Genomic DNA, 15,130 nt, shown 5'->3' with positions numbered 1-15,130 from the left:
AATGCATTCGACGAGCAAAGCAGAAAACTCGCCTTACAAATATCAAGTCGGAGGGAGTTTACAAATTGATGCTCCTAGCTATGTGCAGCGACAAGCCGACAAAGATTTTTATGATGCACTAAAAGCTGGAGAATTTTGTTATGTCTTCAACTCGCGGCAGATGGGCAAGTCCAGCCTGCGAGTGCAAACAATGCGTAAACTGCAAGCAGAGAGTATTGAGTGTGGCGTTATCGACATTACGGCAATTAGTAGCCAGGATATCACTCCATCTGAGTGGTATTTGGGTGTACTGCGGAGGCTGGCGCGTAGCTTTATTCCCAAATTCAAAGTACTGGCTTGGTGGAGCGATCGCTCTGGACTATCACCAGTGCAACGCTTGAGTGAGTTTATCGAGTCAGTGCTGCTGCTAGAAGTGTCTCAAAATATTGTGATTTTTGTAGACGAAATTGATAGCATTCTCAAATTAAACTTCAAGGATGATTTTTTAGCTTTGATTCGGGCTTGTTATAACAAACGAGCCGATAATCCAGCTTACCAACGCCTTACCTTTGCGCTGCTAGGGGTAACAACTCCCTACGATTTGATTCAAGACAAACACCGGACACCTTTTAACATTGGTCGAGCAATTGAACTAAGCGGCTTCCAATGGCATGAAGCTCAACTATTAGCTGAGGGATTAGTGGGTATTGGTAATCCTCAGATAGTGTTGCAAGAGATATTAGCTTGGAGTGGTGGCCAACCTTTTCTCACTCAGAAACTTTGCCAGTTAGCGATGGCTACGCCAACACCTTCTCTGCGAGACGCTACGCGAACGGCGATCGCATCTTCTCCCATTCCACCAGATGGTGAAGCAGAGTATGTTGAGAAACTGGTACGTTCTCAAATAATTGACAACTGGGAATCTCAAGATGAACCGGAGCATCTGAGGACGATTCGCGATCGCATTTTTTATCGGCACACTCAGCAATTGCTGGAGCTTTATCAGCAAATTTTGCAAACAGGCCAAATCACAGCAGATAGCAGTCCTGAGCAAATGGAATTGCGGCTATCAGGATTGGTAGTTAAGCAGCAGGGTTTATTAAAAGTTTATAACCGCATTTATGCTGCTGTTTTTAATCAAAATTGGGTTGATAAAGCCTTATCAAGCTCACAATCTGGAGAGCGATCGCCTCAAACATTGCCCCGCAAGCGCCGTCTTCAAACTGCGCTTGTTTTAAGTGTGCTTGTAACAGCCTTGGTAATGGGAGTGCGACATCTGGGATTACTACAAGCTGTTGAGCTAAAAGCTTTTGATCAATTGCTGCGGCTGCGTCCTAGCGAACAACCAGATCGTCGTCTTTTGGTAGTGGCGATCGCTGAAGATGATTTTCAGCTTCCAGAACAGCAGCAGAGAAAAGGATCGCTCTCAGATCGAGCACTCGCTCTCCTTGTGCAGAAACTAGAGCAGTATCAACCACGAGCCATTGGCTTAGATATTTATCGTGATTTCCCCGTAGACTCCAGTGAGGCACCTTTAGCCAATTGGATGCGGCGTAGCGATCGCTTCATTGCTATTTGCAAAGTCAGCGAACCTGAAGTTAATGAACCTGGCGTTTCACCTCCTCCAGAAATTCCGACAGCGCGTCAAGGCTTTAGCGATTTTGTTAAAGACAGCGATGGTATTCTCCGCCGCCATTTGATCGCGATGAAACCAAGCAGTTCATCCCCTTGTACTACCCCTTACGCCTTCAGTGCTCAACTGGCATTTCGTTATTTAGAGGCAGAAGGTATTTCTGTCAAGTACACCCAAAAAAAAGATTTGCAGATTGGCCAAGTTGTGTTTAAGCGATTGCGTTCACACATGGGTGGCTATCAACAACTGGATGACTGGGGCTATCAAATATTCCTAAATTACCGTTCCTTTGACTCTCCCTTAAAGGCTGTCGAGCAAATCACCTTAAAAGATGTGCTCAGGGGTGCGATCGATCCCAAAATCGTGAAGAATCGCATTGTACTTATCGGCATTACTAACCAAAGTGCCGGTGATTATTTTTCCACCCCTTACACTACCGTTCAGAAACAGGAAATGCCAGGAGTTATTGTTCATGCTCAAATGGTGAGTCAAATACTCAGTGCAGTTTTAGATGGACGAACTCTGTTATGGGTTTGGCCAGTTTGGGGTGACGCTTTGTGGATCTTTTACTGGTCGGTTTTTGGCGGGATATTGGCATGGCGCATTCATAATTCCTGGCTTTTAGGACTGGCGGTAATTGCTGTAATTGGGGTTATATCTGCAAGTAGCTTTATTATGCTCCTGCAAGACATTTGGATACCGTTAATTCCTGCCGTGCTAGTTCTGGTCGTTACAAGTAGTAGTGTAGTCATCTTCAGCCTTTCTCAAAGCAGTAACATTTGATTTCTTCTCGCCGACTTATTTACTAAAAATGAGAAAGCAAACTGGGGTTTACTTGCGGAAAACACCGAAATGAGAAAGCGTTTAGAGAAAATGAGAAAGCAAACTGGGGTTTGCTTGGGGAAAACACCAAAATGAGAAAGCAAACAGGAATTTTGATAAAGTAATCAGCAAAATATCAATAACTTTTCGGTAGTATCGCCTAAGCTTTACGAAAATACCTTTCATGCTTTTGAATATCTAAATAGCTTTCATCAATCCGCTGATTATGCTCATCTTAATATTTATCAAATTGGAAACTTGCTAATGTAAATAGATGAATTTAGATATTCGACAGCTTAAGCTTGCTTTTGTAATCAGTTTAGTATCGCTATGCTTCACGCCAGTACAAGCACAGCCTGTAAAATCTGAAATTCTTGCATCGTGGATTTTTAACACACCTCCTCCCCCAGATGACATTAACGCACCTGGTAATCGCGTTGGAGGAGGAAAGCGTGGCTGCGAAAACATCGACAAGCAACTTACTACATCTAAAGAAAAGCTACTGACAGCATTAGTTCCGGTTTATCAGTTCCCAAATGCGGAATTAGTCTTTGGATTAACGATTACCTCTCATCCAACTTTTTGGTTTTACGTTCCTGATGTAACCACATTTTCCACAGAGTTCGTGCTACAGAATGAAGCAGGGCAGACTGTATATCAAAGGCCTGTTTCATTATCTGGGACGCCAGGAGTTGTTAGCATCTCTCTGCCATCGACAGCTTCCTCGTTAGAAATTGGTAAGCGTTATCATTGGTATTTCAATATTTACTGTCATCAACAACAACCACCTGTTTTTGTTGATGGTTGGATAAAAAGAGTCGAACCCAACGCTGTTTTAAAAAGTCAGTTAGAAACAGCAACACCAAAACAGCGCGTTGCTCTTTATGCCACTAATGGTATTTGGTACGAGTCTCTCACTGTTGCAGCCGAACTTCGCCGCATAGACCCGAAACGTACTGATTGGACTACCATCTTGCAAGCTGTTGGTCTGAATAATATTGTTTCAGAACCGATAGTAGACTGCTGCCAATAGTTTTCAGGAGGCAGGAGTTCGGTTAAGACAAAAGACGCGATGAATCGCCGTCTCTACAATAATCGGTCTTTCGTCTTGACGGCGATTTATCGCATCTTTAGCGATCTAGAATTTTCATCAAAAAACCTTAACCGAACCGTATTGGGAGTAACCCACGTTTAAAAGCGTGGAATTAAAGTAAGGATGCCTTGTATCTTGCTGTGCTCTAATCGATACAATTCTTCTTTTTAAACTGAGTTTTATAGCCAGAACTATGGTTCCAAAGCTTGTCGAAAGGAAGCTTTTATTCATAATTCTTTCCTCCTGCCTTCTCTTATAACCAATTGCCTAGTAAGACGTAAGGTGCCCAAAATATTGGATGTTGGTACTTAGGGTTTTTTAATAATACTAGTTGGGCTTGACGGAGTGCTTCGGCTTTAGTCAGCTGTTTACTAATTAATTCTCCGTAGAACTGACTCATCAGTTCTGCTGTAGATTTATCATCCACATTCCACAAAGAAGCAAGGGTACTGCGTGCCCCCGCCCGCACAGCTATCCCAGCAAGTCCCAAAGCAGCGCGTTTATCTCCAGCAGCAGTTTGGCAGGCGCTAAGAACAAGTAATTCGATCGCATTCGGTTCCGTATCTCGAATCCGAAGTAGGTTATCTAATTGATTGACGTTGATCCGACCATCCCAGGTGAGAATAAACGTCTCCTCTGCTTTGGAACTAAACTGACCGTGAGTTGCCAGGTGGACTACAGAGAAAAGAATAGAATTGATTTCTTTTTGGAAAGTTTTGCTGGTAAATTCTTGATTAAGAAGCTCTGTAGTGGGCACTTCTGACTGAATTTGATTCAACTCAAGCGCCACATTGCTGAGGGCAGAAAAGCCCTGGCGTGCTTCAGTAATTCCGGCAGTCAAAACTTTTAGTTGTTGCTGTGATAAAGGCTTTGGGGCTAATAACTGCAACCCTGGAGTCAAAGCGATCGCATATTTCTCAATTAGATATTGTTGACCGTCGTAAAGGGCAGCCATCGGAATATTTCGCAAGGAACCATCCAGAACAAATACCAAAGTTTTGATTTGGGATTTGGCTAAGTTTTTCTCCACTGGTTGCAGCAGCCAATTATATACCTGCTGAGATAATGACCGAGTTTCTTGCAGTGTGTGAGGTTTGATCAATTCTTGTCGCAATTGCTCTAAGGTTCTTTCTACTTCACTTGCAGTGATGGTGGTTTTATAATGGCGCAACGGTTGTTGAGGTAACTTGAGAATAACTTCTAGTTTGTCTGCCAAAATAATTGGATAGATAACTGCCGCAGTCGGATCTTTTTGATCGATAACAGAATCAATTTGTATTGGTCTTCCCTGTAAGCAAGCAACTCGAAAGAAGTTGTCCAATTCAGCTAGTTGTAGGGATTCAATGACAGCACGGGCTTGGATGAGGTTGTCTTGGCTTTTTTGGGAACTTCCCTCTGATTGCAACAGCAAATTGACTAACTGCCGATAGATTGGCTCTACTTCATCTCGGAAAGAAAACTGCACCTCTGGATTAATTGCAACTAAATCGTTCCGCAGAGACTGAAGGATTTTAACTGATTCGGTGTAAGCTGCGATCGCTCCCTGAATATCTCCCTGTGCTTTCAGCAACCGTCCTAACTGCCATTGCCAACGATAGGTAATATCTGGCACATTGATGGCTTGAGATAAAATTAGAGCTTGCTCGGTAAGGTCTTGGGCGCTACGAAATTGTTGAGTCTGTTCGTATAATCCTCCCAAATTTCCCAGGGCATAAGCAACTGAGCGCTGGTCTTGTAAATCTCTGGCTTGTTGAACTGCGATCGCCAAAAGCTGGGCAATTTCTTTCACATCGTGCCCGTCTACGCGTTTTGCTGCTAGTTTCATGAGACTTTGGGCAAAATTAATCCGAGCGTAAACTCCCTGGCGACTGGAGGGCAAATTCGCGATTTGAGCTTGAATTTGAGACACCAAACTTTGGGCAGCAGTTAATTGATTTTCATCCAGCAGTAGGTGAAGTTGATTCAAATCAGCTTGGATGCGTGTAGTTAACGAAGTAGATGTAGCAGCAGCCTGTTGATAGTAATTTAGAGCAGCTGGTGTCTCTTGCTGGGCTGTGGCGGTGTTGCCTAAACTGAGCCAAGTTTCACTGATTGCTTGAGGAGATGGCGATGCCAGTTCGCTTTGAGGCGATCGCATTCGCGTTGCTACTTCTAAACTTTGCAGCAAAATCAGTCGAGATTGTTTTAAATCGCCGACAACTCGGAGTACATTGCCCAAGCTACGCAATCCTGTAGCTTTGAGAGTTGAGTCTGGTTGGTTTTGCAGGTTTTGGTTAATCTCAGTTAATGCCTTCTGGGCTTGACGATAATTTCCTAAAGTTTGCCAAGCTTGAGCAGAGTTAATCTGGCTACGGATTAATCTCGTCTTGTCGTCTATTTGTGCATAAATTGCAGCTGCCTGTTGCCAGGTATTTAAAGCTGATTCAGCTTTTCCCTGCGCTAACTCTAGTCGACCTTGAATATCTAAAGCTTGGGCTAAGATTTGCGATAGGGAAGCTCCTTCTTCAGAACCTTGCTTGGTAGAAGTGCCGATATTTTGTTGAGTTTGTAATAAGTTTAGACTTTGGGCGTGAAGCGAAGCGATCGCATTGCCAATCGCTTCACTTGCTTTAGACCACTGTCCTAATTGCTGATAAGCCAAGGAAAGATTGCTCAAACTCATGGCTTGCTTGAGTTTATCCTTTTGAGCTTTGAAAGCAATATATGCCTGTTCAAAGACTAAAGATGCCTCATTAAACTGTTCTGCTTCATATAAGTTTCTGCCCTGTTTAAATAACTCATCAGCATTAGGTACACCTTGAATAATGGAGTTTTGGGCAGTCATCAAGGCGAAGGTGGGCGATAATAGGCTAGTGCCTAAGAACACAGTCAAAAATATCAGTATTCCCCAACGATGCACCTGATTTTTTACGTCATATAGAAAAGCCCACGAAAAACCTAACGCCCTAACCCCGTTCCCGATGCGGGAACGGGGAAAATTCAAAGTCTCTCTCCTTTTAGGAGAAAGATTTAGAGAGAGGTTTTTCAGATACCGTGAAAAGTCAGAACGATGCCCTCCTCTGTGCAAATATTTCCACAAACGGCGGATTTTACAGAAAAATAAAAATTGTTTTCTGTTCACGTTCTTGCCCTCGATGCGCTTTGCGTCTTTGCAAAAGATACGTGGTGAGCTGCTCCTCCCACCCAGCTTAAAGTTCTTAACGAAGCAAATGCGATCGCCTGACCCTAGCAATGCATCTAGTTGCGCTGTTGCCACACATTGCACGATTCTGGAGTCAACCCAGAATTATTGGGGGTGATGATAGGCGCAGAGGCTATGAGTTGTACCTCACCATTCTTACCTATTACCCACCCCTGAGCTTCTATTACAGGAGCAGGCTCAGGAGTAGTTGCATTTGTGGAAACAGTTGAACTAGAGTGGTTCTCTGCTTTAGGGTTAAGAGCAATCAAATCTACCTCAATCGCATCACTAGCAAGTATCTCGCTAGGATTATCTGGTAATCCACCCCGTCCTGTAATCACAAAACTACCAGTTTGTCCACTTCTGGGAGCACAACCCTGAGCGATTTGCTGCGAAGCATCAATCAGATTTACAGGCAGTTCCACTAATCCTCGGTTGAGATCGATATCAGGTATATTAAGTTCTACAGTCCCGCTAAATTCAGGACTTGCTCCTGTAGCAGTGATGTCACTTTCTGGAGTAATTGCATTCCGAAATTGTGTACCAAAGATACCGAAAGCTTTTATTGTCACCCGACCTCCACGAAAATCAGTAGAGTTGGCACTGATATCACTGTTTTCTGTAGCTACTAAAAAGTCAGTATCAACGTTGATATTACCGCCGATGACATTGCTACCTGTGGCGTTAGTAGTGATGTTACTTTTACGACGCAACAATATTAAGTCTTTTGCACGCAGGGTGATTGTTGCTTGAGGTTGATCGGGGTTGGTGTTAACGCTGCGAGTATCAGCTGTCAAAGTGCCATTGTCCAAACGAATAGAACGAGCATCAATAGTTAAATTACCTGCATTTCCTGTTCCACGACTTTCCGCAAATACTCCAGCTCCATCCCTAACTAAAAACTGTTGGGTGTTAATCCTCATGTTTCCCGCATTTCCTGCACCTCGCGCTTCAGCAGCCAATCTGCTAGGAAACTGACCATCGGCGGAGCGACCAATCAGTTGTATAGAGTCGGCTGTAACAGTCAAATTTCCTCCTTGACCACTCCTAGATGTGGCAGCACTTACCGCTGCTCCATCTCGAATTAATAATTCTTGAGCGTTAATTGTTACTGAGCCTGCATCTCCAGCCCTTGCAGCTTGAACAGACAAGCCACTGGGAGACCGACCATCGGCGGAGCGACCAATCAGTTGTATGGAGTCAGCAATGATAGTCAAATTTCCTCCTTTGCCATCACCAAACGTGGCAGCACTTATCGCTGCTCCATCTCGAATTAACAATTCTTGAGTGTTAATTGTGACTGAGCCTGCATTCCCTAAGCCTTGAGTGAGACTAGCCAAGCCGCTGGCACTTTGACCATCAACTGTGCGACCAATCAGATGTACTTTGTTAGCTGTGATACTCACATTTCCCCCCTTGCCACTACTACGTGTGCTTGCATTTACTTGTGCACCATCTTGGATAAGCAACACAGGAGTAGTAATTGTCAAGGAACCTGCTTGTCCTGCTCCGTCAGTTGCAGAATATAAGCCACTTGCAGATATAAAGCCAGCACCAATCAATTCTCCAGTCAGTTCCACTGATTCTGAGGCATTCACATTCAAGTTTCCTCCCGAACCCATACCGAAAGTAGTAGTTATAACTTGTGCTCCCTCTCGCATCATCAATTGTTGGACATCAATATTCACATTTCCAGCGGCTGCTGAAGTAAAGGTATTGGTTCTTAGAATTGAGGTTTTTTCTAAGTCTAACTGCGAGGCTCGAATAGAAATTGCACCACGCTCTCCTTGATTTTCAATGCTGCTGTTTTCCTCAATGGCAATATCTACAAAACTTCTAGACAACTGAATATTTCCAAGTTTTTGAGCATTTTCGTAGTTTAATGCCCAGCCTTGGTTTGTTTGGTTCAGATTAACTTGACCAACTCCCGTAACGCTACCCAGTTCAATTCGTCCCCCTGGTACATTCAGAAAAGCACCTTCTAGAGTTACATTCCCACCGACTAAAGCCAAAGTTTTATTTGAGGGTACTATCAGTCCAAGCCCCTCTTGACTACCACGGGAACCACCAATTCCCTGTACAAGAATATCTCCAGTTTTTCCTGTATATTGCAATCCAATCGGAACATTTACAGTTAATAGGGGCGTAGTTTGTGGAACTGTAGGACTAAACTCTAAGCCATCGGCAAACTTTAAACTAGTTGCCGTACTTGCGACAAAAGAACCACCGATACTCAAACGAGCATTTTGCCCAAAAATAATTCCATTGGGATTGAGCAAAAACAGATTAGCTGCGCCATTGGCTTGAATCAATCCATCAATGTTAGAGATAGACGAACCTGTCACCCGGCTAATTATGTTCTGAATATCTGTAGCATTGTTGAAGACAGCTGCACCTCCAGTTTGAACAGAAAATTGCTCAAAGCTATGGAACAAATTTTCACCCCGCGTTGCTCCACCTGAAATCAGATCAACGGGAGAACCAGGAGTTTGAGGTGCAACTACAGAACTTTCAGCTCCCAAGGTGCGATCGGGTATAATTTGGGCTAGTGCGGAATCGCAAAAGGCGATCGCTCCACCCATCACTAACCAACTCGTCAAGTACGATTTCCATCTGCAACTGCAATTGCTTGTAGGCATCTGAGAATTTACCTTTTGAACGAAATTCTGCCGCGCAGCCTTGGCGACTAGAAGTCTCGGCTAAACAGACAAAACCCACCTTTCCTACGGAACGCTACGCGAACCTGGGTTTAAAACTTTTGATTAGAAAAGAAGAGGTCAAAAAATTTGGTGCAGCCTTACAAAAAACGGTATTGGACGGGGTGAGGGCAAAACATTGAATCGGGGACTGGGGATTGGGAAGATTTGAATGGGGATTCAGACCCCAACCAAATCTTAAAAGAATTTCTTCCCTAAAATCCTAATTTTTCCAGCACTGGCTTTGTGGAAACAACATGGCGTTCTAAACCCAGTTCTTTTGGACTAACCCCAAGTGCCAAAGCAATCAACTGAGGTAAATGCAACACTGGTAAACCGAGCTTCTGTTCAATCACCTTTTCTACCTCTGGCTGACGCGAATCTAAATTTAAGTGGCACAGAGGACAAGGTGTAACTATACAGTCAGCACCAGAAGTCAAAGCGTCCTGAATATGCATCCCCGCCATCTTGAAAGATTGGGTAGTGGCATAGCTAGCAAGGGGCCAACCACAACATTGCGTCCGCCCTCGGTAATAAATTGGTGTTGCACCCACCGCCCGAAACATATTTTCCATCGCTTCCGGTTGGAAGGGGTCATCATAGGGCATAGATTTTTGGGCGCGGAGGAGATAACAGCCATAAAAAGCCGCGCATTTTAATCCAGTCAACTTTCGGGTGACACGTTTGGTAATTTCCTCTAAACCATAATCTGTTACTAAAGCGTAAAGAAGATGTTTAACGTCAGTACTGCCGCGATAAGGCGAACAGCCTTCTTTATGTAGCAAGCCATTAACCTGTTCAATGTAGGCAGGGTTAGTTGTCTGACATTCTTTCAGGTGTTCGTTGACGTGACCGATAACACCTTGACAAGTGCTGCAATGAGTAAGTAAGGGCAGATTTAATTCTTCTGCTAAAGCAATATTTCTGGCGTTGACTGTATCTTCTAATAGTTGAGAATCTTCTTTAAATGTGCCAGAACCGCAGCAAGCAGCTTTTTTAAGTTCAACCAGTTCAATGCCCAGTGCTTGGGTAAGCGCTTGAGTTGACTGGTAAAGTTCGCGACAGGCCCCTTGGGCAACACAACCGGGGAAGTAAGCGTATTTCAGGGTGTGAGATAGCATAGAAGTATGTTTGGGTTAGAGCGATCGCTCTAAACAATAACTGTTTTATCATCGCTTGTTAGCACCAAAGTTCTGATGTTTGACGTTCAGCGACCCTTTAACCATCTAGGTTCAAAGCCGCAGCATCTACATATTCTTATTGCTAGCAAGGCTGTAAATACTGATCGAGACATTGTAAAAAAAATTAGCAATAATTAGACAACTGAAGCATTTACACAGTATCAGTGATGGCGTAGCACGCTCCACTGCCCAAGTGTTCAAGAAAACTTACCCCATTGTTTTTAGAAGAAAGGTTTTCTAACAGAAAAACCCTTGGCAGTATACGGGCGATCGCGCTTGACGATAAGATGTATATGCTCAAAACAATGTCTCCCCTAAAGAGCAGAACCTAGCAACTGGTTAAGGACTTTTATTATTTATGAGCCAAACGGAACTTTTTGAAAAGGTCAAAAAAATCGTCATCGAACAACTGAGCGTTGAAGATGCAGGCAAAATCACTCCACAGTCCAAATTTATGGAAGATTTAGGAGCAGATTCCTTGGATACTGTTGAACTGGTGATGGCTTTGGAAGAAGAATTTGATATCGAAATTCCCGACGAAGCTGCCGAGCAGATTGTATCGGTTCAAGACGCAGTAGATTACATCAATAACAAAGTTACCGCATCAGCTTAAAAAAAGTTTTGAGTCACCAAAGTTCAGATGGCTTTGTCTTGCCCCCTTTGGGCATCTACGGCAAAAACCGCTGCTTTGACTTTTCACTGATTGCTGAACAGTTAAAAGTTTAAGAGTTAGAGTTTTAGGAGGCAAAAGTTCGGAGTTTTCTCCATCTTTGGGTGCTTCCAAAACTCAGAACTCAGGACTCGAAACTCAGCACTATTTAATGCCTGCTGCTTTTTCGCCACCTTTAACTGAATCATGACAGATCATACACGTAAACGCGTTGTTGTAACTGGTGTTGGCGCGATTACACCTATAGGTAACACAGCAACAGAATATTGGGATGGATTATTGAGTGGACGTAATGGCATTGACTACATCACATTTTTTGATGCGTCTCGCCATGATTGCCGCATTGCTGGTGAGGTAAAAAACTTCGATCCACACGATTACTTGGAGCGCAAAGAGGCCAAGCGCATGGATCGATTTGCCCAATTTGGGGTTGCGGCAGCAAAACAGGCTCTATCTAATGCGGAATTAGTTATTAATGACCTGAATGCAGAACAGGTAGGTGTCATGATCGGTTCTGGCGTTGGCGGCATTAAGGTATTAGAAGACCAGCAAACTATCTACCTCAACCGTGGACCCGATCGCTGTAGTCCATTCATGATACCGATGATGATTGCCAATATGGCAGCAGGATTAACGGCAATTCACACGGGTGCTAAAGGGCCAAATTCTTGCCCTGTAACTGCCTGCGCCGCTGGCTCCAACGCTGTAGGCGATGCTTTTCGCTTAATTCAAGGGGGATATGCCCAGGCGATGATTTGCGGTGGAACAGAGGCAGCTGTGACACCATTATCGATGGCTGGGTTTGCCGCCTGTAAAGCCCTCTCTTTTCGCAATGACGACCCGGCTCATGCTTGCCGTCCCTTTGACCGCGATCGCGATGGATTTGTCTTGGGTGAAGGTTCCGGAATTTTAATTCTCGAAGAACTCCAACACGCCCTAAGTCGAGGTGCTCACATTTATGCTGAAATGATCGGCTATGGTATGACCTGTGACGCCTACCATATCACTTCCCCCGTACCTGGTGGACTCGGAGCCGCTAGAGCGATAGAACTAGCGCTCAAAGATGCCGGCATAATCCCTGAACAGATTAGTTATATTAATGCTCACGGCACTAGCACTCCAGCTAATGATTCAACTGAAACCTCAGCAATCAAAAAAGCTTTGGGAGAACATGCCTATAAGGTGGCAATTAGCTCCACCAAATCGATGACAGGTCATTTATTGGGTGGTTCTGGAGGTATTGAAGCAGTCGCAACAGTACTAGCGATCGCTAATGACCAAATTCCACCGACAATTAATCTGGAAAATCCCGATCCTGAGTGTGACTTAGATTACGTGCCTAACTTTAGCCGCGCTCAAAAAGTCGAGGTGGCAATATCCAATTCTTTTGGGTTTGGCGGTCATAATGTCACACTGGCCTTTAAGAAATACGTCTAAAAATTTCCCATTTTTCCCATTTTATTGCTGGTCGGCTCTCCTGAGATGACTGTACCAAAAGTATCAGAAATATCATTCCGATATAAAGTAAGCGTTCAGCATGACCCAATTATCAGCTTGATTTATCACCAGAAACTCAGGAGATCCCGCTTGTCCATCGACAAGCGGGAGTGGGATGATGAGGATACTGTGGGGAATCTAAAATAACCCCAGCAAGAGAAGCTACGAAGAGTGCTAACCCGTCGTTAAAAACAAGAGATTATGACTGTTGCAACCCAATCCGCCAAAGAATTGTCCGTCGAAGAACTGGCTATTAACTCGATCCGCTTCTTGGCTATTGATGCCGTAGAAAAAGCAAAATCAGGACACCCAGGATTGCCGATGGGCGCGGCTCCGATGGCTTTTGTACTCTGGGATCGCTTTTTGAAGTTTAATCCCAAGAATCCCAAATGGTTTAACCGCGATCGCTTTGTCTTGTCTGCCGGTCATGGTTCGATGTTGCAGTACGCCCTGCTCTACTTGACAGGCTACGACAGCGTGACGATTGAAGATATCAAGCAATTCCGTCAATGGGAGTCTAAAACCCCTGGACACCCCGAAAACTTCATGACCCCAGGTGTGGAAGTCACCACTGGCCCCTTGGGACAAGGAATTGCCAATGGAGTCGGTTTAGCGATCGCCGAAGCTCACCTTGCCGCTAAATTTAACAAACCCGATACCAAGATTGTTGACCATTACACCTACGTAATTTTAGGTGACGGTTGCAACATGGAAGGAATTTCTGGTGAAGCTGCTTCTTTCGCGGGGCACTTGGGATTAGGCAAACTCATCGCTCTGTACGACGACAACCACATTTCCATCGACGGTTCCACAGATGTAGCATTCACCGAAGATGTTTCCAAGCGGTTTGAAGCTTACGGTTGGCACGTACAACACGTCGAGGACGGTAATACCGATCTAGAAGCGATCGCCAAAGCAATTGAAGCAGCCAAAGCTGTTACCGATAAACCTTCTTTCATTAAGGTGACAACTATTATTGGTTACGGTTCCCCCAATAAAGCAAACACTGCTGGTGTTCACGGTGCTGCTCTTGGTGCAGACGAAATAGCTTTGACTAGGAAAAACTTGGGTTGGGAATACGAGCCTTTTGATGTTCCACAAGATGCCCTCAACCACACACGCAAAGCAGTTGAGCGCGGCGCAGGTTATGAAACCGAATGGAACAAGACCTTTGCGGACTACAAAGCTAAGTATGCCCAAGAAGCAGCTGAATTTGAACGCTACATAAGCGGCAAACTACCGGATGGCTGGGATAAGGTACTACCCACCTATACCCCCGAAGACAAAGGACTACCCACCCGCAAACACTCAGAAACTTGTCTCAACAAATTGGCGGCGGTTTTACCTGAATTGATTGGTGGTTCGGCTGACTTGACCCACTCCAACCTGACCGAAATCAAGGGCAAGGGCGACTTCCAAAAAGGTCACTACGAAAACCCCAACATCCACTTTGGTGTGCGGGAACATGGTATGGGCGCAATCTGTAATGGTATAGCGCTGCACAGTTCGGGATTAATTCCCTACGGTGCTACCTTCTTGATCTTTACAGACTATATGCGTGCTGCCATCCGCTTATCCGCCCTTTCCCAAGCTGGGGCGATTTGGGTGATGACTCACGATTCCATTGGACAAGGTGAAGATGGCCCCACACACCAACCCATTGAAACTCTGGCTTCCTTGCGAGCAATTCCTAATTTAACAGTGTTTCGTCCCGCAGACGGTAACGAAACCTCTGGTGCTTATAAAGTAGCGATCGAGAAGGCGAAGCAAAATGCTCCATCTCTGTTGGCGTTCACCCGTCAAAACGTCCCCAACTTGGCAGGTACATCGGTTGAGGGTGTAGCAAAGGGTGGATACACCGTGGTGGATAGCCAAGGTACACCTGATATCATCCTGATTGCTACTGGTTCAGAACTGAGCCTCGCCGTTGGTGCAGCCGAAAAACTTAAGGCTGAAGGCAAGAAAGTCCGTGTTGTTTCACTACCTTCATGGGAACTGTTTGAAGCACAGGATGCAGCTTATAAAGAGTCCGTTCTGCCGAAAGCTGTCACCAAGCGTTTGTCTGTAGAAGCTGGTAGCAGTTTCGGTTGGCACAAATATGTAGGTACTGAAGGCGATTGCGTTAGTATTGATCGCTTTGGTGCTTCGGCTCCAGGTAATGTTTGTCTAGAGAAGTTTGGCTTTAGCGTTGATAATGTGTTAGCTAAGGCTAAACAATTGTTGGGTTAATTAGCAACATAATATTCTCTTATTCTTTGGGGTGGGTCGAAAGGCTCGCCCTTTTTTATTTTTGAATTCAGCTTTTGACATACTCCCCCGAATTTGATTCGGGGGATTCTAGGCTCAAACAGCGATTGCAGTTTCACACCGTCTGACGT

8 protein-coding genes are annotated in these 15,130 nt (G+C 44.6%); 5 read left to right on the top strand and 3 right to left on the bottom strand.

What is annotated here, in order from left to right:
• Position 1 precedes the first annotated feature (1 nt).
• Together RM347_RS32140 and RM347_RS32135 are read left to right on the top strand one after the other, a co-directional pair.
• The gene (locus tag RM347_RS32140) at positions 2-2,395 is read left to right on the top strand and encodes a CHASE2 domain-containing protein (protein WP_322718710.1); all 2,394 of its coding nucleotides are present in this window, start codon (positions 2-4) and stop codon (positions 2,393-2,395) included.
• 313 nt (positions 2,396-2,708) lie between these two features.
• Entirely contained in the window at positions 2,709-3,467 is a 759-nt protein-coding gene (locus RM347_RS32135) for a DUF928 domain-containing protein (RefSeq protein ID WP_322718709.1), read from the top strand.
• Between the two features lie 313 nt (positions 3,468-3,780).
• Here RM347_RS32135 and RM347_RS32130 read toward each other — a convergent pair whose 3' ends face one another.
• The 3 genes from RM347_RS32130 to RM347_RS32120 form a co-directional block, all read right to left on the bottom strand.
• Entirely contained in the window at positions 3,781-6,510 is a 2,730-nt protein-coding gene (locus RM347_RS32130; protein WP_322718708.1) for a CHAT domain-containing protein, read from the bottom strand.
• A gap of 254 nt (positions 6,511-6,764) precedes the next feature.
• The gene (locus RM347_RS32125) at positions 6,765-9,308 is read right to left on the bottom strand and encodes an S-layer family protein (RefSeq protein WP_322718707.1); all 2,544 of its coding nucleotides are present in this window, start codon (positions 9,306-9,308) and stop codon (positions 6,765-6,767) included.
• Between the two features lie 311 nt (positions 9,309-9,619).
• Positions 9,620-10,525 (bottom strand): CoB--CoM heterodisulfide reductase iron-sulfur subunit B family protein, encoded by a 906-nt coding sequence (locus RM347_RS32120; protein ID WP_322718706.1) that lies wholly within the window; start codon positions 10,523-10,525, stop codon positions 9,620-9,622.
• A gap of 418 nt (positions 10,526-10,943) precedes the next feature.
• On the opposite strand from RM347_RS32120, the gene acpP reads away from it, so the two are divergent.
• The 3 genes from acpP (at position 10,944) to tkt (ending at position 14,981) form a co-directional block, all read left to right on the top strand.
• Entirely contained in the window at positions 10,944-11,198 is a 255-nt protein-coding gene (gene acpP / locus RM347_RS32115) for an acyl carrier protein (RefSeq protein WP_322718704.1), read from the top strand.
• Positions 11,199-11,441: 243 nt separating this feature from the next.
• Positions 11,442-12,692 (top strand): beta-ketoacyl-ACP synthase II, encoded by a 1,251-nt coding sequence (gene fabF / locus RM347_RS32110; protein ID WP_322718703.1) that lies wholly within the window; start codon positions 11,442-11,444, stop codon positions 12,690-12,692.
• A 261-nt stretch (positions 12,693-12,953) separates the two neighbouring features.
• The gene (tkt, locus tag RM347_RS32105; RefSeq protein WP_322718702.1) at positions 12,954-14,981 is read left to right on the top strand and encodes a transketolase; all 2,028 of its coding nucleotides are present in this window, start codon (positions 12,954-12,956) and stop codon (positions 14,979-14,981) included.
• Positions 14,982-15,130: the final 149 nt, after the last annotated feature.

Source organism: Nostoc sp. ChiQUE02, assembly GCF_034531305.2.
Classification (GTDB): Bacteria; Cyanobacteriota; Cyanobacteriia; order Cyanobacteriales; family Nostocaceae; genus Nostoc.
The sequence above is the reverse complement of the archived record's forward strand: the minus strand, read 5'-3'. Positions and strand labels throughout refer to the sequence as shown.

Coding starts and splice junctions, on each gene's coding strand:
- RM347_RS32120 (WP_322718706.1), bottom strand. CDS start 10,525: ATGCTATCTCACACCCTGAAATACGCTTACTTCCCCGGTTGTGTTGCC.
- acpP (WP_322718704.1), top strand. CDS start 10,944: ATGAGCCAAACGGAACTTTTTGAAAAGGTCAAAAAAATCGTCATCGAA.
- RM347_RS32135 (WP_322718709.1), top strand. CDS start 2,709: ATGAATTTAGATATTCGACAGCTTAAGCTTGCTTTTGTAATCAGTTTA.
- fabF (WP_322718703.1), top strand. CDS start 11,442: ATGACAGATCATACACGTAAACGCGTTGTTGTAACTGGTGTTGGCGCG.
- RM347_RS32140 (WP_322718710.1), top strand. CDS start 2: ATGCATTCGACGAGCAAAGCAGAAAACTCGCCTTACAAATATCAAGTC.
- tkt (WP_322718702.1), top strand. CDS start 12,954: ATGACTGTTGCAACCCAATCCGCCAAAGAATTGTCCGTCGAAGAACTG.